Raw genomic sequence first — 20,992 nt, forward strand, 5'->3', positions numbered from 1 at the left:
GATACAAAAGACTGTTTTTCTTTTTTTATTTTCAGTACAATATAAATATAGATGTCAGACTTCTGACGAAAGAGATCTTTCTTAAGGATAGAGGCCTTTCAATGACAGTTCTCTTTTGTTAGGTTTTAGACATTTTACACTATCCTTCGCTGTTGATGAATGCCTTTTTAGGGTATGATAAGTAGTGATTTTCTTTAGTTAAGAAATAGTTAGAAAGGAGTGTTGAATGTGAACACATTTACATACAAACGTATTTTCCTTATTGTAATGGACTCTGTTGGAATAGGAGAAGCACCTGATGCGAAAAATTTCGGTGATGAAGGTGCACATACGTTAGGTCATATTGCCGAGAAAATGAACGGTTTACATATGCCGCATATGGCACGTCTCGGATTAAGTAATATCAACGAAATAAAAGGGATTGCAAAAGTCGCGCAACCCGAGGCTTCTTTTACAAAGCTTCAAGAAGCTTCTGTAGGGAAGGATACGATGACAGGTCATTGGGAAATAATGGGTCTTCATATTGATAAACCCTTTCAAGTATTTCCTAATGGATTTCCAGATGAGTTAATTCATGTATTAGAAGAAAAGACAGGTCGAAAAGTGATTGGTAATAAACCTGCGAGCGGGACGGTGATTTTAGACGAATTAGGGGAAGAGCATATGGAGACAGGTTCTCTTATTGTATATACATCAGCTGATTCTGTGTTACAAATCGCCGCTCATGAAGAGATTATACCAATCGAAGAACAGTATCGTATTTGTGAAATTGCTCGAGAGTTGACTTTAAATGAAAAATACATGGTAGGTAGAGTCATTGCTAGACCATTTGTGGGTAAACCTGGCGCGTTTACAAGAACAGCGAATAGACATGATTATGCATTAAAGCCATTTGGCAGAACAGTAATGAATGAGTTAAAAGATGCTAATCTAGATGTCATTGCCATCGGAAAAATTAATGATATTTATGATGGAGAAGGCGTAACAGAAGCAATTAGAACCACATCAAATATGGATGGCATGGACAAGATAGTTGCAACAGCAAAACAAGACTTTACAGGCATTAGTTTCTTGAATTTAGTAGACTTCGATGCTCTTTATGGTCATAGAAGAGATCCACTAGGGTACGGTCAAGCGTTAGAAGAATACGATGCTCGTTTACCTGAACTTTTCGAACAGTTAGATGAAAATGACCTTCTTATTATTACAGCGGATCATGGAAATGACCCAATACATCATGGTACAGACCATACGAGAGAATATGTGCCATTACTTGTTTATTCTAAGCGCTTATCTCATGGAGAAGAACTGCCTCAAGGCAAGACATTTGCTAACATCGGCGCGACTATTGCAGAGAATTTTCAAGTGAAGATGCCATTGATTGGAGAGAGCTTTCTTAAAAATGTCAAGGGAGTAGGGAAATAATGACTAATTTACATGAGGTAATAGCAGCTAAAGAATTAATTCAATCTAGAATAGATCAAACACCAACAGTCGGCCTTATATTAGGTTCTGGACTTGGGGTACTTGCTGACGATATAACAAATGCGATAAAAATTCCTTATAAAGATATACCGGGTTTTCCGCAATCAACAGTAGCTGGGCATGCAGGTCAACTGGTTATTGGTCAATTAAACGGAGTAGCGGTTGTTGCTATGCAAGGAAGATTTCATTATTACGAAGGCTATACTATGCAGCAAGTTACGTTTCCGGTCCGTGTAATGAAGGAGTTGGGTGTACAGAAACTAATTGTGACAAATGCTGCTGGAGGCGTGAATGAAACTTTCTCACCAGGTGATTTAATGATCATCACAGACCATATTAACAATATGGGGGTAAATCCTCTTATAGGTCCTAATGATGACCATTTTGGTGTGCGCTTTCAAGATCTGTCATCAGCATACAATAAAGAAATGATACAAGTCGCTAAAGAGGTTGCAGAACAACAACAATTAGACATACAAAGTGGAGTATACGTAGCCAATACAGGACCAGTTTATGAAACACCTGCAGAAGTAAAGATGCTTAGAATTTGCGGTGGTGATGCAGTTGGTATGTCAACTGTTCCGGAAGTTATTGTTGCGAATCATGCTGGTATGAATGTACTTGGTATCTCTTGTATTTCTAATATGGCTGCTGGTATATTAGACCAACCATTAAATCATGAAGAAGTGATAGAAACAACGGAGAAAGTAAAACAACAATTTTTAAGCTTCGTCAAAGGAATCGTGACAAAAATTTAAATTTAATGGGGGAACTATTAAGATGAGAATGGTAGACATCATTGAGAAAAAAAGGGACGGACAGTCTTTAACGACAGAAGAAATTAACTATTTTATTCAAGGCTATACAAATGAAACAATTCCTGATTATCAAGCAAGTGCACTTGCAATGGCGATTTATTTTCAAGGAATGGATGAAAGAGAAACAGCCGATTTAACAACAGCAATGGTTAAGTCAGGCGATGAAATTAATCTTGCAAACATTGATGGAATCAAAGTGGATAAACATTCAACCGGGGGTGTAGGTGATACAACTACGCTCGTATTAGGGCCCTTAGTAGCTGCTGTAGGTGTGCCGGTTGCAAAGATGAGCGGAAGAGGACTAGGGCATACAGGTGGAACCATTGATAAATTAGAAGCCATCGATGGATTTCATGTGGAGATTGACAATGATGAATTTATGAATTTAGTTAATCGTAATAAACTAGCTGTCATAGGTCAAAGTGGAAACTTAACGCCAGCTGATAAGAAGCTCTATGCGTTAAGAGATGTGACCGCTTCCGTAAATAGTATCCCTTTAATCGCATCAAGTATCATGAGTAAGAAAATTGCTGCGGGTGCAGACGCAATTGTTTTGGATGTGAAAACGGGTTCAGGTGCATTTATGAAAACAATTGAAGAATCAATTGCTTTAGCAAAAACAATGGTGAAAATCGGTAATCATGTTGGCAGACAGACAATGGCTGTCATCTCAGATATGAGTCAACCACTTGGCCTTGCAATTGGTAATTCCTTAGAGGTAAAAGAAGCGATAGATACGTTAAAAGGAGAAGGGCCGGAAGATTTGACTGATTTATGTTTAACGCTTGGAAGTCAAATGGTTGTATTAGCGAAAAAGGCCGATACGTTAGAAAGTGCGCGCGCGCTACTACAAGAAGCAATCAGTAGTGGTAAAGCGTTAGAGACTTTTAAAACCTTTATCCAATCTCAAGGGGGAAAAGTAGCAGTCGTTGATGATCCATCTCTTCTTCCACAGGCAAAATATCAAATAAAGGTGGAAGCTGCGCAAAGTGGATATATTTCAGAAATTGCTGCAGAAAAACTGGGTACTGCTGCAATGATGCTTGGTGCGGGTAGAGCAACAAAAGAATCTATTATTGATCTCGCTGCAGGCCTCCTTCTTCATAAAAAAGTTGGCGATTCTGTTCAAAAAGGAGAAGCGCTATTAACAATTCATAGCAATATGGAAGATGTTGAAGAAGTAAAAAATATCCTTATTAACAATATCAAAATAGTGTCAGAAGAAGTAACGGCACCAACATTGATACATCAAGTCATCACTGAATAAAGATATACTGGAAAAAGCTTAAAGGAAATAAAACCTTTAAGCTTTTTTTAATATAACTTAACTAAAAAGATGCTCCTTCTTTACATATTTCCTTCGATTACTTCCCACATCAAAGTATAAAATATCTCATTCCACACCTCTCATCTTCCTGATTTTTTTCATTCATAAAATGTATTTTCTGGTATTTTTATTGGTATAAATTATCAACAAATGGTAATCATGGAAACTATAAAGAATGGAGGGTTTGTGCGATGAAGCGAATAGTAAGTGTATTTTTTATATGTATTCTCATGGTTTCTACCATAGCGCCACAAGTATTTGCGCGTGAAAGCGAACAAATGACGGAAGAAGAAGTCGTGAAAAATGTAAAGTCAGCTATTTTAATTGAGCGAGATACAGGTAAAGTTCTGTATGAAAAAAATAGTGATGTTCAATTACCACCAGCAAGTATGACGAAGGTTATGACAATGCTTTTAATTATGGAAGCAATCGATGAAGGCAAACTTAAATGGGATGAAAAGATTAGGACAAGTGAATATGCTGCTTCAATGGGTGGTTCACAAATTTTCCTTGAGCCTGGAGAGGAAATGACTACAAAAGAAATGTTACAAGGAATTGCTATAGGTTCTGGAAATGACGCTTCTGTTGCTGTAGCAGAACGTTTAGCCGGTACGGTAGATGAGTTTGTCAAAATGATGAATGCAAAAGCAAAAGAGCTAGGTTTAAAGGACACTGTATTCAAGAATCCTACTGGCCTCCCGGTAACTGATCATTTTAGTACGGCTCATGATATGGCGATGATGGCAAAGGAATTACTGAAGTATGAAGATATTACAAATTTTACCGGTACTTACGAGGCCTATTTGCGTGAAGACACTGATAAAAAGTTCTGGTTAGTAAATACAAATAAATTAGTCCGCTTCTATCCAGGTGTAGATGGTCTTAAGACTGGATTTACTCAAGAAGCAAAGTATTGTCTAACGGCGACAGCAGAGAAAAATGGAATGCGCGTTATTGCGGTTGTTTTTGGGGCACCTAGTTCAAAAGAGAGAAATGCAGAAGTGACAAAAATGCTAGACTATGCTTTTAATAAATATGAAACTCATGCCATGTATAAAAGAAATCAAGCAGTGGCAAAAGTGAAAGTGTCAAAAGGGGAAAAGAAACAAGTAGAAGCATTAACAAGCGAACCGATTTCAATATTAGCTAAAAAAGGTGAAGATATTAAAAACGTGAAACAAACGGTTGTACTCGATGAAAATATAAAAGCTCCTGTTAAAAAAGGTGATGAAGTCGGCAAGATTATTTTTGAAAAAGAAGGAAAAACAATGGTTGAAAGTCCTTTAGTCGCAAGCCAAGATAGTAAAAAAGCCAACATATGGACTTTATTTAAGCGTTCAATGGGTATGTTTACGAAAGTATCAGAGTAATATGTCGAACCGAGTGAAGACAAGTCCTGTTTTAGCGAATAAACACTAGTTTTGTCTTCATGAAGGAAAAACAGTAAATAGTATAGAATTGGACTCACTAAAGACAGAATTGATATTCTAATTGTGTCAATCCTGTCTAATCCATAGAGACAACTGATTACAAAGGAGGCTATGGTTAGTGAGTCTAGCAATTAATTTAGAAATAAAAAACAACGTATTATGTATTCGTTTAAGCGGGGAGCTTGATCATCACTCTGCGGATGAATTAAGAACAAAAGCAACAAAAATGATTGAGGAACACGATATTCATCATATTATTCTTAATCTGGAACAATTAACTTTCATGGATAGTTCTGGACTTGGAGTAATTCTCGGCAGATATAAACAAGTAAAACAAAAAAATGGCGAAATGGTTGTTTGTGCGATTTCTCCATCTGTCCAGAGACTTTTTGATATGTCTGGTTTATTTAAAATTATTCGCTTAGAACCTACTGAAGCGTTTGCCCTGCAACGATTGGGGGTGGCGTAAATGAAAAATGCTATGCAGATGCAGTTTACTGCTCTCAGTCAAAATGAATCGTTTGCTCGAGTGACAGTGGCAGCTTTTATTGCTCAGCTTGATCCAACAATGGATGAATTGACAGAAATTAAGACGGTGGTCTCAGAAGCGGTAACGAACGCTATTATTCATGGCTATGATATGAGCCCAGATGGCATTGTACACATTTCGGTAACCATTGAAGAAGGAATAGTAGAACTGTCGATTAAAGATGAAGGTCTCGGTATTATGGATATAGAAGAGGCAAGACAGCCTCTTTATACAACAAAGCCAGAGCTAGAAAGATCTGGCATGGGTTTTACGATTATGGAAAATTTTATGGACGAAATAAGTATTGTATCACACCCAGGTGAAGGCACAGAGGTCCGTTTAAAGAAGCATTTATCAAATAGTAAAATGCTATGTAATTAAGGAGTCTTGCTATGGATGTGGAGGTTAAAACAGGAAAGACGCAATATTTAAAAGATCATGAAGTAAAAGAGCTCATTGGTAAAAGTCAAAATGGTGATCAAGCGTCTAGAGACCTGATTGTCCAAAAAAATATGCGTTTAGTATGGTCAGTTGTCCAGCGCTTCCTCAATCGAGGATACGAACCAGATGACTTATTTCAAATAGGCTGTATTGGATTATTGAAATCGGTAGATAAATTTGATTTGAGTTATGATGTGAAATTTTCTACTTACGCTGTTCCCATGATTATTGGTGAGATCCAACGTTTTATAAGAGATGATGGAACAGTTAAAGTCAGTCGTTCACTTAAAGAACTCGGGAATAAAATTCGGAAAGCAAAAGATGAGTTATCGAAATCATTAGGTAGGGTGCCGACCGTATCAGAGATTTCAGAATACCTTAATATCCCAACAGAGGATATTATCATGGCCCAAGATGCGAGTCGACTTCCCTCGTCTATTCATGAAACCGTATATGAAAATGACGGTGACCCTATTACTTTACTCGACCAAATCGATGATGGGGACGAGGGGAAATGGTTCGATAAGATTGCTTTAAAAGAAGCGATTAATGAATTAGATGAAAGAGAGAGACTGATTGTTTATTTACGCTATTACAAAGATCAAACACAATCAGAAGTAGCTGTCAGGCTTGGTATTTCACAAGTACAAGTCTCGAGGCTAGAGAAGAAAATATTGAAGCAAATGAAAGAGCATATGGACTTGTAGTCTATATGCTTTTTCATTTGCTTCTTTTATTTAAGTGGAGAAGCCGACGTTTATTTATAGGAGAGAGCATTATCTGTGTGAGGAAATTATTGGATTTCATGAAGTGAAATACCTTTACTCATACTATATGCAAGGAAATCTTTGTGTGGGAAGTGAAAGGATGGAACGAATCGTTTATCTACGCTTGCGACATCGATTGCAGGTTAAACCGCACGAACCTATCGTTTTATCGGATGTTGCACAGCTTATTGCAGATGAGGAAGTTTACGATAAATTAGCTAAACTCTTGTTATACCGCGTGTCGGAAGAAGATAAGAATATCATCATTATTGATGTTATGCAGGTAATTAAGCAGATTACACAATCTTTTCCCGATTTGGAAATCCAAACGGTTGGGCCGACACAGGTTATTGTTGAAGTTTCCGTGAAAAGAAGGAAAGTCTCACTGCCATTGTTTATCCTTATATGGTTATTATTATTCTTTGGTGCCGCTCTTACCATCATGAATTTCCATGAAGATGTTAGTATGCAAGAAGTTCAACTAAAGATTTATACATTGATTACAGGTGAAGTCGATAGTCGGCCATTGATCTTTCAAATCCCATATTCAATTGGATTGGGCTTAGGAATGATTCTCTTCTTCAATCATGTATTTAAAAAGCGTATAAATGAAGAGCCTAGTCCTCTCGAGGTAGAGATGTTTAATTATCAAATGGATTTGGATAATTATGTTGCCCTTAAAGAAAACAAAGAGAGTATGAAGAATATTGATGAGCGGTAAAATTATCTTTGCCATCTTTATAGGCTTAGCGAGTGGGATTGCTGTAGGTGGTGGAGTCGTTGCTTTCTTATCTGTCCTAGGAATTATTCCAAGACTTACGCAACTAACAAAAACAATGAAGATGATTCATGCTTATGAATGGGCAGCGGTGTGTGGTGTGATTGCTGGAGCTGCAGCTTCCATGTGGGAGCCAGTACTACAAGCTACCTCTCTAATACTAATTCCGATTGGCCTATTATGTGGAATTTTTGTTGGAATGCTTGCAGCTGCGCTTACGGAAGTGCTGAATGTCTTCCCTATATTAGCTAAACGCATTGGTGTAGAAGGGAAAATTGTCTATTTATTAATGGCTTTTGTTTTTGGGAAAATTATAGGATCTTTATTTCAATGGATATATTATGTCAATCTGTAGGTTTCTAACTTAGAAAGGGACATGGCGATGAAAGAACGGAGAAAAGTCATATTAATTACAGATGGAGATGAGTTTGCAAAGCGAACGATAGAGCTCATTGCTCATGATATTGGTGGTAGCTGTATCTCTGCTTCTAAAGGAAATCCAACTATATTGACAGGTGAAGAAATGGTGCATTTGATTAAAAAAGCACATTCAGATCCTGTCTATATCATGTTTGATGATAGTGGGTATATCGGAGAAGGCCCAGGGGAGAAAGCGATGACTTTCGTTGCCAATCATCCTGATATTGAAGTAATCGGTGCAATTGCCGTGGCGTCAAGGACTCACCATGAGGAATGGACAAAGGTGGATGTAAGCATTGATCGATTTGGTGAATTAACAGAATATGGTGTCGATAAATCTGGCATAGCAGATATGGATGAAGGAAGAATAGTAGGGGATACCGTTTATTGCCTTGAGACATTAAATATTCCATTTATCGTCGGGATTGGTGATATCGGTAAAATGGCAAGAGTTGATTCAATAGAAGCCGGTTCACCCATTACGAAACAAGCTGTCAAACTTATATTGGAAAGGAGCGGTATGTTATGAGCGAAAAAGAAAAAATAAGAAAGAAACCATTGCCGACATCTGTCAAGGAAATTGAAGCATACATGCAGGACCATGTAGGTCTTGGAACGAGCTTTGACCTTGGAGTGAGAAAGCTTAAAGTATTAAAAAAGGATGTCCATTTATACTTTATTAATGGTTTAACTGAGACACAATTCATTATAGAAATTGTTGAAGAGCTTGTAGGGATTAATGATAAAGAAAAATTATCGACCCATCTCTTTGAGATTGTAGAGAACCGTATCGTTCATCAAGCAGTTGACCGCATTAAGACAATTGATGAGCTTGTTGACCAAGTATTATCAGGGCTTATTGTTGTCGTGATGGAAGGTGAAGGTACCGCTTTAGTAATAGACGTCAGAAGTTATCCAGGACGAACACCACAAGAGCCTGATACGGAGAAGGTAATTAGAGGTTCTCGTGATGGTTACGTAGAGAATATAATCGTCAACACGGCCCTAACAAGAAGAAGAATTCGAGATGAACGTTTAAGGTTTGAAATGCTTCATGTAGGTGTAAGGTCAAAAACGGATATTTCCCTGGGCTATATTGAAGGGTTAGCTGATCCCAACCTAGTCGATGTGTTAAGGAAGGAAATTAATGAAATCGATATCGACGGGCTACCAATGGCTGATAAAACGGTAGAAGAATTCATCCTCCATCAAAGTTATAATCCATTTCCACTTGTAAGGTACACTGAAAGAGCGGATGTTGCCGCCACTCATTTGATGGAAGGTCATGTCGTTGTTTTTGTAGATACGTCGCCGAGTGTTATCATCGCCCCAACGACTTTATTTCATCATTTGCAGCACGTAGAGGAATATAGGCAAGCTCCGGCTGTCGGTACTTTTGTTAGATTTATGAGATTTATTGGGCTTGCAGCTTCCTTATTTTTCTTACCATTGTGGTTTTTATTTGTTTTAGAACCATCGTTGCTCCCGGATGCTATTGATTATATCGGGCCAAATGAACAGACGAATATACCTGTTCTTATTCAATTATTATTAGCAGATTTAGGGATAGAGTTTTTAAGGTTGGCTGCTATCCATACACCGACCCCATTATCTACGGCCATGGGACTAATAGCTGCAATACTAATAGGAGAAATTGCGATTACCGTTGGGTTGTTTGTACCAGAAGTTATTCTCTATGTTTCTGTTGCCGCAATTGGTACTTTCGCCACTCCGAGCTATGAATTAAGTGTGGCAAATAAACTTATTCGTATGTTCTTATTAATATTAGTTGCGATTTTTCATACACCTGGTTTAGTAGTGGGAATTACACTATTTATTCTTTTTCTCGTATCTATGCGTTCATTTAGAACACCATATTTATGGCCATTCATTCCATTTTGTCCTGGCGCTATTGTTCATATTATTTTTAGAAGAGCAGTACCAGGGTCAAAAATTCGACCAAGTATTACCCATTCTCGCAATCGTTTTAAGCAGCCGCCAAAATAATTGGGTAAATGGCGATTGCAGGCATATGGGAATTATGGTAAAGTATGTTCAACTGAATAAAGGGTTAAAGGATAACAGAATAGACAGTTTCTTAAGGATTCTGTCTATTTCTTCATTTTAGTCCGATTAAAATAAGCATCAATTCTATTGTGTAGAGAAGTAATAGACGAAAGAGGGGAAGGCATGTTTTTTCACGGTACATCAAAGGTAAATGACAAAGGGCACTTAGAAATTGGCGGTGTTGATACAGTAAATTTGGCTAGAAAGTATGGCACACCTGTTTATATTTATGATGTAGAGTTAATAAGAAGACGAGCACGTGGGTTTAAGAAAATGTTTGAGGAAAATAATATGAAGGCACAAGTAGCCTATGCGAGTAAGGCTTTCTCTTCTGTAGCGATGATTCAGTTGGTGGAAGAAGAAGGACTGTCTTTAGATGTGGTTTCTGGAGGAGAACTATACACTGCCATTAGAGCAGACTTTCCGGTCGACCGCATTCATTTCCATGGGAATAATAAAAGCCGTGAAGAAATAGAAATGGCACTTTCCTATAATATTGGTTGTATCGTCATAGATAATTTCCATGAAATGAACTTATTAGAAGAAGTGGCCTTATCAATGAATAAGCGCGTCGATGTGTTACTACGGATTACTCCAGGTATAGAAGCACATACACATGATTATATTTTAACGGGGCAGGAAGATTCTAAATTTGGCTTTGACTTACAAAATGGACAGGCAGAGGAAGCATTAAAAATCGCCCTCGATTCCCAACACATCCATTTACTTGGGTTCCATTGTCATATTGGTTCACAAATCTTCGAACCAACTGGCTTTATCCTTGCCACACAAAAAATCTTTGCCAAATTGAAAACATGGAGCCAAAAATATAATTATGAATCCAAAGTTCTTAATTTAGGTGGAGGCTTTGGAATTAGGTATACAGAGGAAGATGAACCACTCGCCCCAGAAACATATGTAAAGGAAATTATCAAGGAAGTAAAAAAACAAACGAACCATCACGGGATGACTTTACCTGAAATATGGATTGAACCTGGAAGATCACTCGTCGGTGATGCTGGTACAACCATCTATCAAATTGGCTCATCAAAAGATGTTCCGACTGTAAGAAAATACTTGGCCATTGATGGAGGGATGAGTGATAATATCCGTCCCGCTCTCTATCAGGCACAATACGAAGCTGTACTAGCTAATCGTGTCTTAGATGATGTAGAGGAAAAAGTCTCTATCGCAGGTAAATGTTGCGAATCTGGAGACATGCTTATTTGGGATTTACCACTTCCGAAGGCTGGAAACAACGATTTGCTGGCTGTTTTTTGTACAGGTGCATATGGTTATTCAATGGCAAATAATTATAATCGTATACCACGTCCGCCTGTTGTGTTTGTGGAAGATGGAGAAGATCGATTAGTCATTAAAAGAGAATCATTTGAAGATATGGCACGTCTAGATTTACCTTTAAAAAACAAGGTTAATCAGTAATTAACATGAACCAAGAAATCATAGGTGGGTCATAATAGGGACTCACCTATGATTCTACTTATTTGGCGAACTCCTTCATTTAACATATTGGAATGTAGAAACCTTTCATGTACAATGAAGGATGAATGTATATAAAAAGGGAGCTACTGAAGAAAGTATGGATAAAAAAAGTAATATTATGTTATTTGTCTTTATTTTAGGTATAGCTTTTATATGGGGGCTTATTTATTGGATATTTATTGCCCCGCAATCATAACAAGTTCCATTTCAATCAATAGATACATATGATAAAATAGTTTAAGTTAGTTAAGATATGGAAATAATAGCAAATAAACGGTTTTACTAATAATGAGGGGTTATCATGTTAATACGCTATAAAAAGTCTTTTGAAAAGATTGCTATGGGACTTTTATCTTTTATGCCAAAAGAAAAAGTATTAAAGCAGTTATTACAGACGATTAAAGAGTATGAAAGTGAAGAAAATCTGCAATTGTTTTTGTGGAAAGAAGACGAAGATATTATTGGGCTCGTTGGTGTACGCATAGCAGATCAAAATATCGAAGTTCGTCATATATCAGTCAATCCTTCTCATCGTCAGCAAGGGGTCGGTAAGTCGATGATTAAAGCATTAAATGACACTTATCCACAAAAAGAACTAACAGCGGATGATTTAACAGAAGCCTTTTTACAGAAATGTGAAGAGATAAATAAGGGCAGCGAATAATATCGCTGCCTTTTAACGATGATGTCTTTGGAGGGCCTTCTCTCTTTCTGCGATGACATTCGACCGATCTCTTTTCATATGTCGATGGACGATGTCTTCGTTTTCAAGATTACTTTCCTGTCCCCATTCGAAACCTTTAGAAATACATGTCTTTTTGACCTCATCTAATAAGAAAGCATCGGTTATAGGAAAGTAATAGCTTTTATAAGGACGGCCCTTATCAATTTCTTCTTGCATTTTGTGTATATCATTTAACAGTTGCTGATAGTCAATACCAAGTTGTATTACTTCTCTTTGATAGGACGAGAGAATAGATACTGCTTTTTGCAATGTTTTTTTTGCACCATGAAAGTTCCCTCTACGATGATGATAATTAGCAACAGCGATTTGAATCAAGCCAACCCAGATAGATTGCTTGTTGCGATTGTCTACTTCTTTCCAATATTCTTCTAAAATTTCGTGGCATTCAAAATAATCACGATCTCCGTGATAATGGGCTAAATAGTCAATAAAAGCTTGGGAATGCAAAGTCACTCCTCCTTTTAACCTTAAAATCGATTAATTTCATGGTATCATATAATAGTGATGGAAAAAAGAAATGCCTGGCAAATACCATGCCAGGCAATGTTCATTTTCATTAAAATAACCAAGAAGCGCCTACGATAATAAGTAGGATGAAGAGAACAACGATTAAAGCAAAGCCTGCACCGAAGCCGCCACCATAGCACTCATCTTCCCTATGATGATTGTCACCACAATTTTCTCTGGACATATTTATACCTCCAATAGTACCTAATTGTCATTACCTTCTCATTGTATGTGAGTAGTTTGTCTCATGTTTGGGCTTAGGATAAAATAAAAAGTAAGTTTCTACACTTGGTAAAGGAGTCCGTTGTTGGCGAAAAGAATTATGTTGGATTCGCTACGTTGAATCATCTATACTGTATAGAGTGAAGAAATAATTTTATAGAAATTTTGGTGGAACAGATGGAGCATTATAATGTGAAAATTAACGCCTTCGAAGGGCCGCTCGATTTATTATTGCATTTAATTAATCGGCTCGAGATTGATATATATGATATTCCAGTAGCAGAAATTACTGAACAGTATTTAATCTATATACATACCATGCAAGAATTAGAGTTGGATATAGCAAGTGAGTATTTGGTTATGGCTGCCACGTTACTCGCTATTAAGAGTCAAATGCTACTCCCAAAGCACGAAGAAGACAATTATGACGAAGATATCGATATGGAAATGGAAGAAGATCCACGAGATGAACTTGTTGAAAGATTAATAGAGTATCGCCGTTTTAAAGAAGCAGCCGAGGACTTAAAGGAACTTGAACAAGAGAGAAGCTTATTATACACAAAAGCACCGAGCGATCTTTCTGACATGGCAAAAGAAATGAAAATGGAAAAGACCCAAGTCGACGTATCGCTTTACGATATGTTAGGGGCTCTGCAAAAGTTATTAAGAAGGAAAAAATGGAAAGAACCACTTGCAACGAAAGTAGCCAGACAGGAAATTCCAATTGAAAGGAGAATAGACGAAGTTATACGTACACTTAGGAAAAGTAATGGTCGTAAGAATTTCAATGATTTATTTACTGCACATTCTAGAGAAGAAGTTGTCGTCACTTTTCTAGCTGTTCTAGAGCTAATGAAAAGACAGGCTGTGCTTGTTACACAAGATAATAACTTTGCAGAATTGTATGTAGAAGTAGCGGAGGGAAAGTAAGTGAGTAAGAAAGAAAATTGGAAAGCCATTTTAGAAGGGCTTTTATTTGCAGCAGGAGATGAAGGACTTACTTTGAAGTCCATCGCTTCGGTATTTGAAGTGAGTGATCAAGAAGCAAGTGAAAGAATAAATCAATTAATGACTGAGTTAGCAACTAACCAAGGACGGGGATTACAAATCATTGAAATTGGTGGGTCGTATCAATTAACAACTAAAAAGGAATTAGCGGACTATTTAAAGAAACTAGTGGAGGCGCCTTCTTCCCATTCTTTATCGCAAGCTTCTTTAGAGACATTAGCGATTATTGCTTACAAGCAACCCATTACAAGAATTGAAATCGAGGAAATTCGTGGAGTGAAGACAGAAAGACCATTACAAACACTTGTGGCAAAAGCATTAATCAAAGAAGTAGGAAGAGCTGAAGGTAATGGTCGGGCGTATTTGTATGGCACAACAAAGGGATTTTTAGATACATTTGGATTAAAAAGTTTAAAAGAGCTACCCAAGCTACCTGATCAAGGAGACGAAGAATTTGAGCAAACAGAAGCTGATTTGTTCTTTGATACATTAAATAATGTATAAGTGAAATAATTCTGAACAATCAACAGCTCATTTATGTTAATATAAAAACATTAAGGTTGATTTACTTGCTAAGCATAATTAAACATCAAAGGCATATATACATAATGTCAGATGGTACAAAAGAAAAGTATTTCCCTTAATAACAATCATGTTATCAGCAAACTTCATTATTATCAATCACGAAGATACTCATCAAGAAGTAGATTAAATCTGAAGGAGGGTTCTGATTGTTCATTCTGCAATCGAAAGGATGGTCGCTTGAAAAAACTCTTCCTAATTCCTTCGAAGATTTTTTTAATAAAAGTGAAGTCATTTATGAGGAAGATGGAGAGGAAAGAAAATTCACATTAACTTATTTGCAGTACTTTGAAGAAAAGCTTGATCAATTGACATCATATGAACAGTCAGTAGGTGATAAAACTTTTAAAGATATTGCTGCGCTGGCTTCTCTTCTCAATCACCCGGAATTGAAGTTGAGAAAACGGTTATTTATAAGTGATGAGACCGCTTTTATAAGCTTATTTGCAGGGTTTGATTTTAAGCAAATACCTAACATAATAGAAACAATGATGCAGAATAAATGAAGAGCTGATATAAAAATTGTCTGATGAAAAGAGTAGCATAAACGGGAGGAAAATGATGGGAAATTCTATAGTTGAATCACAAATGGAAGATGTGCAACAATTCCTTAGTAATACGGTAAGCACTTTTGAGAACTTCTTAAATGAAACAACCTTGTTGGTACTTAAAGAGGAAGGACAGGGTGATGAGCGATATTATAAAAGTATTTTATCCAATTTGAGAAAGCTTCTAGTGTTTTGCGAGGAAGGTTATGAAGCATGTCGCATCATACTCATGAGTGATCAATTTCAGCGGGGAGCAGCTGAGCAAACATTGTATAAACTTTACCATCATTGTATTGAAGAGTTTTTTTCACCTAAAAATGATGCATGGTATGAGAATAGTCGTTCAGCCTATACAGGAAAGAATTCAATTCGTTTTCATCACGAAGTACCCGTTCGCCTTGAGAACTTATTTAGAGGATTAGAAAGTGATTTCCAAAAGATAAGAGAAGAACTAGAATACTACGAAACAGACTATCGTACAAAAATGATGCAATCAAAATAAATAAGAAATGCTCTAGATTGAGCAAGGCACGGACAAATTGGTCCGTGCTTTTTTGTGTCTATAGCGTTCAAATGATAAGCAGGATGTAGAATGACTAAAAAACGATATTATTTATCTTTCCTATACATATGATGTAATGAAGAGGAGGGATTTGGCTTGAATCATCGCATGAATGAGTACTTAAAAAGTGTATTTCAATGGAATGAAGAGATGAGGGCTTTTTTGGAGAGTGAAAATATTGAAGAGAGCAATGAGCTATGGGACAAACTTGATCATATGACAGCCATTATGGAGACAATTGACCATAATATGGGGGACAAAGAAATAGAAGGGATTCACGAAAAAGTGGAAGAACTTCATGGTGAGATGGAACGGTATTTCAATCATCGATTATCTCTTGGGCAAATTTATGTCAATGAAGTGAGTGTTCCAGCGGGGAAACATGAGCTTCCACCTTTACCTTATGGATATAATGCTTTAGAACCGTATATCTCAGAAGAAATCATGAGATTACATCATGATAAGCATCACCAAAGTTATGTAGATGGACTGAATAAAGCAGAAAAAGAATTAAAAAAGGCGAGAGATTTGGGCGATTTCGCTCTAGTTAAACATTGGTCAAGGGAATTGGCTTTTAACGGTTCAGGCCATTATTTGCATACGATCTTTTGGCAGAACATGAGTCCGCAAGGTGGTGGAGAACCAACGGGGGAATTGAAAAAGGAAATAGTGAAATACTTTGGTAGCTTTGAAGCTTTTAAAAAACATTTTACAGAAGCGGCAAAGCAAGTAGAAGGCTCAGGCTGGGCAATTCTTGTTTGGTCTCCAAGAGCTAGACATTTAGAAATATTACAATCTGAAAAACATCAAAACTTAACACAATGGGACACGATCCCGTTACTAGTTTTAGATGTTTGGGAGCATGCCTATTATTTACAATATAAAAATGATAAAGGCGCTTATATTGACAATTGGTGGAATATTGTAAACTGGGACAATGTTTCAAGAAGGCTTCAAACAGCACATGAAATAAAATGGCAACCTTTTTAATAAGTAGATAGCAGAAGAAAACTAGGCAGTTACTCATGTTTTTTAAACACCCCCGCAAGAGTAGTTGAGCTCTCAACTCTTGCGGGATCTCAATTATAGTCAGTCAACAAAGTCCAAGTGATCCAACAGTTTACAATACCCGTATCCTTACCCCAATTTGAATGTATAGTTCAACTCCTTTCGATGAACGGTTGATAAAATTCAGACTACCTAATTTATGAACCGATCGCCATGAATCTGTCATAACAAAACTTGTCCTGCATAGAATTGTACAAACCATAAAATGAGACGGGGTTTGTGCGATGAAGAAATGGAAAAAACTAATCACTTTTCTCATAATGTTCACCTTATTGCTTAGTTTAAGTCCACAACTAGTAGAGGCGAAACCCTCTGTTAGTGCGAGAAATGCAGTATTAATCGAACAGGAATCAGGTAGAATCATTTATGATAAGGCAGCCAATGATCAAAATCGGATTGCTAGTATAACGAAAATTATGACAGCGATTTTAGCGATTGAGTCAAATAAGCTTGAAGAAAAAGTAAAAGTAACCGATACGATTTTGAAAGCAGAGGGGTCTTCAATTTATTTAAAACCTGGAGAAGAAATCAAATTAGAAGATTTAGTTTATGGTTTGATGCTTCGCTCGGGTAATGATGCGGCGGTCGCAATTGCAGAGTATGTAGGTGGAAGTTTGGATGGATTTGTCTATTTAATGAACCAAAAAGCAGAAGAGATTGGCATGACTAATACCCATTTTGAAAATCCACATGGTTTAGATGACCATGAAAATCATTATTCAACTGCGTATGATATGGCATTACTCACTCGTTATGCAATGAGAAATGAAACATATCAAGAAATAGCAGGGACGAAGTCTTATCGCTCTGAAAACAGGGATTATAGTTGGAACAATAAAAACCGTTTATTGACACAGCTTTATAAATATACAACAGGTGGAAAGACAGGTTATACAAAAAGAGCAAAAAGGACGCTAGTAACGACTGCGACGAAGAATAATCTTGATCTCATTGCAGTTACGTTAAATGGACCAGATGATTGGAATGATCATATTGCCATGTATGAAGGTGCATTTGATCAATATGATCAAGTTGAGGTAGTGAGTGAAGGAAAGATTAAAGGTGTTGACTATTCCTTTTATAAGAACAAGGTTTCACTCCGTTCATCGTTTTCCTATCCGGTAACCGAAAAGGAAAAAGAGGCGTTTCGCGTAAAATATAATTTTGTTGAACCAAAGGAAAGTTGGAAAAGTGGAGAAGAGGTACCAGTAGTTGTCGGAAAAGCCGTCATCTACTTAAATGATGAGTCAATTAAAACGATGCCTATTTATTATAATCAGCAAGGAGCGAAAACAGAAAAGGGTAGCTTCCTAGATTACTTTAAAAATTTATTTATAAGTATTTTAGGAGTGCAACCACATGATTAATGTTATTTGGGCAGGGTTAGCGATTATTGGTATCGTTTTTGCCATGATTAATGGAACCATTAGTGATGTGAATGAAGCGATATTTAAAGGGGCAAAAGAAGCGGTCACATTATGTATTGGTTTAATCAGCATATTAGTCTTTTGGCTAGGAATGATGAAAATAGCTGAACATGCAGGCCTTCTAGACAAGCTGGCTAAACTATTTAAACCATTTATTTCAAGACTTTTTCCGGAAGTGCCGAAAGATCATCCGGCAATGGGCTATATATTATCAAATATGATGGCTAATTTGTTCGGGTTAGGCAATGCTGCTACACCCCTAGGGATTAAAGCAATGGAACAACTAAAAGCTTTAAATGGAGAAAGTACAGAAGCAAGTCGTTCGATGATTACTTTTCTTGCCATTAATACATCTAGTATTACGTTAATTCCAACAACGATTATCGCCATCCGTATGAATTACGGGTCAGCTAGTCCAACTGATATTGTTGGTCCGACCCTTATAGCGACAATCTGTTCGACCATTTCTGCAATTTTGATTGATAGATACTTTTATTATAGGAGATCACGAAAAGGATGAGATAAATGGAAATAGTATCTTTGATTTCTCTTTGGTTTATCCCCGTTCTTATAGGCTTTATATTAGTTTATGCAACATTTAAAAGAGTGCCCACTTATGAGAGCTTTGTTGAAGGTGGGAAGGATGGCATTAAAATTGCCATCTCCATTATTCCATTTTTAGTAGGGATGATGGTGGCGATTGCTATATTTAGAGCTTCAGGCGCTTTGGAATTTTTCCTTGATTTTATTCGACCGGTATTTGTTGCCATTGGTATTCCGGCAGATGTCATCCCACTAGCTATTATTCGTCCGATTTCTGGTAATGCCGCATTAGGAATGACAACGGACTTAATTGCTGAACATGGCCCGGATTCATTAATTGGTCGAATGGCCTCTGTTATACAAGGTAGTACAGATACAACTTTCTATGTATTGACCGTTTACTTTGGCGCAGTTGGTATTAAAAAAATGGGTGATGCATTAAAAGTAGGTTTATTAGCAGACTTAGCCGGTTTTATTGCTGCCATCCTTATTGTGTTAATCATGTTTGCCTAAAATAGTTCCGGGGTACCACCTGTGAAAATTTTAAAACGCTACATAACTGTTGTTCAGTGGAATTTACTTGTAAATCAATTTTAGTTACAACCCTTAGCGTACCTAAAACCAGGATTTTATTCCCAAAAAATATATTAAAGTGGGTTTTGTGTCATTTGGTTGGCTATACCCTTTAAAGAAAAATACTTGCCTTATAGGTAGCCGAACAAAATTCTTTATGATTTTGTTTGGCTTTTTGTTTTGCCTTAAGAAGTCACATTCTAAGTAGGTTTAAAAGATAAGAGGAAGTATGTTTGGCTCAACTTCTTTACTAGAAAGGATTAAGGGAAATCTGTGCACATGACGGTTATTCAATTATCTTCGCATATGTACAATCAGGCCAGCTTTGCGCAGCGAATTTCAGAGAAATCTACTAGATGAACGAGCAACCAGAATTTGCGTAACTCACTTATATGACGGCCCACAAGTGTATGCATGACACCAGATGCGCAGATTTCTTACGACAATTCGCTAAAGAGCAGGGAGTGGCGTTGGTTATCTTGCTATCATCTGTTTTACCTTTACCTTTACCTTTTATTTTCCTTCCTTATCAATATAACTTCCAGACAATTTGTTGAGAGTGCTCCAGTTCGGACGTCTACCAATGATAGAACCTTTGTTTTCTAGAAATCTTACTACTATGCTTCTTTTATGTTAGCATTGCCTGCTAACTGTTCAAATTTAAAAAGAAGGGAATGACTATTGTATGCTTCGTTTAAACATGATCCATTTGGTTAAAAAATGCGCCCTTTGAAAAAACTTGAACTTATGGCATAATTCATAAGTACAGTAATAGAGATTTTGAGGTGACTGATAATGGAAAGATTACAGAAAGTCATAGCCCATGCAGGGGTTGCATCTAGGAGAAAAGCGGAGCAACTAATTGTAGATGGCCGTGTAAAGGTTAATGGTAAGATTGTAAAGGAATTAGGGGTGAAAGTGACACCTTCTGATAAAGTCGAAGTTGATGGTATCCCGGTTGAGGGTGAAGAGCCGGTATATTTCCTTCTATATAAACCAAGAGGTGTATTATCAAGTGTTGCGGATGACAAAGGTAGAAAAGTGGTAACCGATTACTTTGAACATGTGAAACAAAGAATTTATCCAGTGGGTCGATTAGATTATGATACATCAGGATTATTATTATTGACGAATGATGGTGAATTCGCGAACTTGCTTATGCACCCAAGAAATGAAATTGAAAAAGTATATGTAGCGAAAGTAAAGGGCATTCCTTCTAGAGAAACTTTAAATCATTTACAAAGAGGTGTCCGCTTAGAAGATGGAAAAACGGCTCCTGCACGTGTAAAAGTGCTTAGCAGTGATAAGCAAAAACAAACAGCGATTATCGAATTAACGATTCACGAAGGCAGAAACCGTCAAGTGAGAAGAATGTTTGAGGCTGTCGGTCATCAAGTGCAAAAGCTTAAACGAGAAAGATATGGATTCCTTCAATTAAACGGGCTGTCAGCAGGTGATGCAAGAGAACTTACTGCACATGAAGTAAAGCAATTTAGGGCATTAGCTAAAAAGAGTACAGGTAAATAAATGAAAAAGTCATAGAGTTGTCACATTTCCTTCACACCGTTTACAAGGACTGTTTTCATACTAGTGATATAATAAATACCAAATTGTTAAAATAATGCTAAAAATTTGTGTCTTA

General features: G+C 37.0%; 24 protein-coding genes. 22 read left to right on the forward strand and 2 right to left on the reverse strand.

The window, feature by feature from the left end; all coding sequences use genetic code 11:
• Positions 1-228 precede the first annotated feature (228 nt).
• From deoB to H9655_RS03125, 13 genes are all read left to right on the forward strand, one after another.
• Positions 229-1,425: a phosphopentomutase gene (deoB, locus tag H9655_RS03065; RefSeq protein WP_191810741.1), complete on the forward strand. Its 1,197-nt coding sequence runs from the start codon at positions 229-231 to the stop codon at positions 1,423-1,425.
• The gene (locus H9655_RS03070) at positions 1,425-2,243 is read left to right on the forward strand and encodes a purine-nucleoside phosphorylase (protein ID WP_191810743.1); all 819 of its coding nucleotides are present in this window, start codon (positions 1,425-1,427) and stop codon (positions 2,241-2,243) included. Before deoB ends, H9655_RS03070 begins: the two co-directional genes overlap by 1 nt.
• Positions 2,244-2,265: 22 nt before the next feature.
• Positions 2,266-3,570, forward strand: coding sequence for a pyrimidine-nucleoside phosphorylase (locus tag H9655_RS03075; protein ID WP_191810745.1), 1,305 nt, complete (start codon positions 2,266-2,268; stop codon positions 3,568-3,570).
• Positions 3,571-3,821: 251 nt separating this feature from the next.
• Positions 3,822-5,000, forward strand: a complete 1,179-nt coding sequence (locus H9655_RS03080; protein ID WP_191810747.1) for a D-alanyl-D-alanine carboxypeptidase family protein — start codon at positions 3,822-3,824, stop codon at positions 4,998-5,000.
• Positions 5,001-5,178: 178 nt separating this feature from the next.
• Complete coding sequence (gene spoIIAA / locus H9655_RS03085; RefSeq protein WP_191810749.1) at positions 5,179-5,529, forward strand: anti-sigma F factor antagonist; 351 nt, start codon at positions 5,179-5,181, stop codon at positions 5,527-5,529.
• Complete coding sequence (spoIIAB, locus tag H9655_RS03090) at positions 5,530-5,970, forward strand: anti-sigma F factor (protein ID WP_191810751.1); 441 nt, start codon at positions 5,530-5,532, stop codon at positions 5,968-5,970.
• Positions 5,971-5,981: 11 nt separating this feature from the next.
• Complete coding sequence (gene sigF, locus H9655_RS03095; RefSeq protein WP_191810753.1) at positions 5,982-6,737, forward strand: RNA polymerase sporulation sigma factor SigF; 756 nt, start codon at positions 5,982-5,984, stop codon at positions 6,735-6,737.
• A gap of 160 nt (positions 6,738-6,897) precedes the next feature.
• Positions 6,898-7,518, forward strand: a complete 621-nt coding sequence (locus tag H9655_RS03100) for a stage V sporulation protein AA (RefSeq protein ID WP_191810755.1) — start codon at positions 6,898-6,900, stop codon at positions 7,516-7,518.
• Positions 7,508-7,930, forward strand: a complete 423-nt coding sequence (locus H9655_RS03105) for a stage V sporulation protein AB (RefSeq protein WP_191810757.1) — start codon at positions 7,508-7,510, stop codon at positions 7,928-7,930. Before H9655_RS03100 ends, H9655_RS03105 begins: the two co-directional genes overlap by 11 nt.
• Before the next feature lie 27 nt (positions 7,931-7,957).
• Complete coding sequence (locus H9655_RS03110) at positions 7,958-8,524, forward strand: stage V sporulation protein AE (RefSeq protein ID WP_191810759.1); 567 nt, start codon at positions 7,958-7,960, stop codon at positions 8,522-8,524.
• Entirely contained in the window at positions 8,521-10,002 is a 1,482-nt protein-coding gene (locus H9655_RS03115; RefSeq protein ID WP_191810761.1) for a spore germination protein, read from the forward strand. The genes H9655_RS03110 and H9655_RS03115 overlap by 4 nt, the downstream gene beginning before the upstream one ends.
• A gap of 183 nt (positions 10,003-10,185) precedes the next feature.
• Positions 10,186-11,505, forward strand: a complete 1,320-nt coding sequence (lysA, locus tag H9655_RS03120) for a diaminopimelate decarboxylase (protein ID WP_191810762.1) — start codon at positions 10,186-10,188, stop codon at positions 11,503-11,505.
• Positions 11,506-11,866: 361 nt separating this feature from the next.
• Positions 11,867-12,229, forward strand: coding sequence for a GNAT family N-acetyltransferase (locus tag H9655_RS03125; protein WP_191810764.1), 363 nt, complete (start codon positions 11,867-11,869; stop codon positions 12,227-12,229).
• A 12-nt stretch (positions 12,230-12,241) separates the two neighbouring features.
• Here H9655_RS03125 and H9655_RS03130 read toward each other — a convergent pair whose 3' ends face one another.
• Together H9655_RS03130 and H9655_RS03135 are read right to left on the reverse strand one after the other, a co-directional pair.
• Positions 12,242-12,757: a DUF309 domain-containing protein gene (locus tag H9655_RS03130; RefSeq protein ID WP_191810766.1), complete on the reverse strand. Its 516-nt coding sequence runs from the start codon at positions 12,755-12,757 to the stop codon at positions 12,242-12,244.
• A gap of 109 nt (positions 12,758-12,866) precedes the next feature.
• On the reverse strand, positions 12,867-13,001 hold the full coding sequence (locus tag H9655_RS03135) for a YjcZ family sporulation protein (RefSeq protein ID WP_191810768.1): 135 nt from the start codon (positions 12,999-13,001) through the stop codon (positions 12,867-12,869).
• A 215-nt stretch (positions 13,002-13,216) separates the two neighbouring features.
• Between H9655_RS03135 and H9655_RS03140 the strand changes: the two genes are divergently transcribed.
• The 9 genes from H9655_RS03140 to rluB all read left to right on the forward strand — a co-directional run bounded on the left by H9655_RS03140 (position 13,217) and on the right by rluB (position 20,877).
• Positions 13,217-13,969, forward strand: coding sequence for a segregation/condensation protein A (locus tag H9655_RS03140; RefSeq protein ID WP_191810770.1), 753 nt, complete (start codon positions 13,217-13,219; stop codon positions 13,967-13,969).
• Positions 13,970-14,551 carry an SMC-Scp complex subunit ScpB gene (gene scpB, locus H9655_RS03145; protein ID WP_191810772.1) on the forward strand — a complete coding sequence of 194 codons (582 nt, stop codon included), beginning with the start codon at positions 13,970-13,972 and terminating at the stop codon, positions 14,549-14,551. It abuts the gene before it with no gap.
• Between the two features lie 227 nt (positions 14,552-14,778).
• The gene (locus tag H9655_RS03150; RefSeq protein ID WP_191810774.1) at positions 14,779-15,135 is read left to right on the forward strand and encodes a hypothetical protein; all 357 of its coding nucleotides are present in this window, start codon (positions 14,779-14,781) and stop codon (positions 15,133-15,135) included.
• A gap of 55 nt (positions 15,136-15,190) precedes the next feature.
• Positions 15,191-15,679, forward strand: a complete 489-nt coding sequence (locus H9655_RS03155) for a YpuI family protein (RefSeq protein WP_191810776.1) — start codon at positions 15,191-15,193, stop codon at positions 15,677-15,679.
• Positions 15,680-15,847: 168 nt separating this feature from the next.
• Positions 15,848-16,729, forward strand: a complete 882-nt coding sequence (locus tag H9655_RS03160; protein WP_191811361.1) for a superoxide dismutase — start codon at positions 15,848-15,850, stop codon at positions 16,727-16,729.
• A gap of 302 nt (positions 16,730-17,031) precedes the next feature.
• Positions 17,032-18,174 carry a D-alanyl-D-alanine carboxypeptidase family protein gene (locus tag H9655_RS03165; protein WP_191810778.1) on the forward strand — a complete coding sequence of 381 codons (1,143 nt, stop codon included), beginning with the start codon at positions 17,032-17,034 and terminating at the stop codon, positions 18,172-18,174.
• Entirely contained in the window at positions 18,167-18,754 is a 588-nt protein-coding gene (locus H9655_RS03170; RefSeq protein ID WP_191810780.1) for a nucleoside recognition domain-containing protein, read from the forward strand. Before H9655_RS03165 ends, H9655_RS03170 begins: the two co-directional genes overlap by 8 nt.
• A gap of 5 nt (positions 18,755-18,759) precedes the next feature.
• Positions 18,760-19,290: a spore maturation protein gene (locus tag H9655_RS03175; RefSeq protein ID WP_191810782.1), complete on the forward strand. Its 531-nt coding sequence runs from the start codon at positions 18,760-18,762 to the stop codon at positions 19,288-19,290.
• A gap of 855 nt (positions 19,291-20,145) precedes the next feature.
• Complete coding sequence (rluB, locus tag H9655_RS03180) at positions 20,146-20,877, forward strand: 23S rRNA pseudouridine(2605) synthase RluB (protein ID WP_191810784.1); 732 nt, start codon at positions 20,146-20,148, stop codon at positions 20,875-20,877.
• The last annotated feature ends 115 nt before the right edge of the window (positions 20,878-20,992 follow it).

Origin of the sequence: Cytobacillus stercorigallinarum (assembly GCF_014836495.1) — a bacterium.
Taxonomy (GTDB): domain Bacteria; phylum Bacillota; class Bacilli; order Bacillales; family Cytobacillaceae; genus Cytobacillus; species Cytobacillus stercorigallinarum.

Bases quoted from the DNA above. Each gene is read 5' to 3' on its own strand.
- H9655_RS03070 (WP_191810743.1), top strand. From the start codon at position 1,425: ATGACTAATTTACATGAGGTAATAGCAGCTAAAGAATTAATTCAATCT.
- H9655_RS03075 (WP_191810745.1), top strand. From the start codon at position 2,266: ATGAGAATGGTAGACATCATTGAGAAAAAAAGGGACGGACAGTCTTTA.
- H9655_RS03080 (WP_191810747.1), top strand. From the start codon at position 3,822: ATGAAGCGAATAGTAAGTGTATTTTTTATATGTATTCTCATGGTTTCT.
- spoIIAB (WP_191810751.1), top strand. From the start codon at position 5,530: ATGAAAAATGCTATGCAGATGCAGTTTACTGCTCTCAGTCAAAATGAA.
- sigF (WP_191810753.1), top strand. From the start codon at position 5,982: ATGGATGTGGAGGTTAAAACAGGAAAGACGCAATATTTAAAAGATCAT.
- H9655_RS03100 (WP_191810755.1), top strand. From the start codon at position 6,898: ATGGAACGAATCGTTTATCTACGCTTGCGACATCGATTGCAGGTTAAA.
- H9655_RS03105 (WP_191810757.1), top strand. From the start codon at position 7,508: ATGAGCGGTAAAATTATCTTTGCCATCTTTATAGGCTTAGCGAGTGGG.
- H9655_RS03110 (WP_191810759.1), top strand. From the start codon at position 7,958: ATGAAAGAACGGAGAAAAGTCATATTAATTACAGATGGAGATGAGTTT.
- H9655_RS03115 (WP_191810761.1), top strand. From the start codon at position 8,521: ATGAGCGAAAAAGAAAAAATAAGAAAGAAACCATTGCCGACATCTGTC.
- lysA (WP_191810762.1), top strand. From the start codon at position 10,186: ATGTTTTTTCACGGTACATCAAAGGTAAATGACAAAGGGCACTTAGAA.
- H9655_RS03125 (WP_191810764.1), top strand. From the start codon at position 11,867: ATGTTAATACGCTATAAAAAGTCTTTTGAAAAGATTGCTATGGGACTT.
- H9655_RS03135 (WP_191810768.1), bottom strand. From the start codon at position 13,001: ATGTCCAGAGAAAATTGTGGTGACAATCATCATAGGGAAGATGAGTGC.
- H9655_RS03140 (WP_191810770.1), top strand. From the start codon at position 13,217: ATGGAGCATTATAATGTGAAAATTAACGCCTTCGAAGGGCCGCTCGAT.
- H9655_RS03155 (WP_191810776.1), top strand. From the start codon at position 15,191: ATGGGAAATTCTATAGTTGAATCACAAATGGAAGATGTGCAACAATTC.
- H9655_RS03160 (WP_191811361.1), top strand. From the start codon at position 15,848: ATGAATGAGTACTTAAAAAGTGTATTTCAATGGAATGAAGAGATGAGG.
- H9655_RS03165 (WP_191810778.1), top strand. From the start codon at position 17,032: ATGAAGAAATGGAAAAAACTAATCACTTTTCTCATAATGTTCACCTTA.
- H9655_RS03170 (WP_191810780.1), top strand. From the start codon at position 18,167: ATGATTAATGTTATTTGGGCAGGGTTAGCGATTATTGGTATCGTTTTT.
- H9655_RS03175 (WP_191810782.1), top strand. From the start codon at position 18,760: ATGGAAATAGTATCTTTGATTTCTCTTTGGTTTATCCCCGTTCTTATA.
- rluB (WP_191810784.1), top strand. From the start codon at position 20,146: ATGGAAAGATTACAGAAAGTCATAGCCCATGCAGGGGTTGCATCTAGG.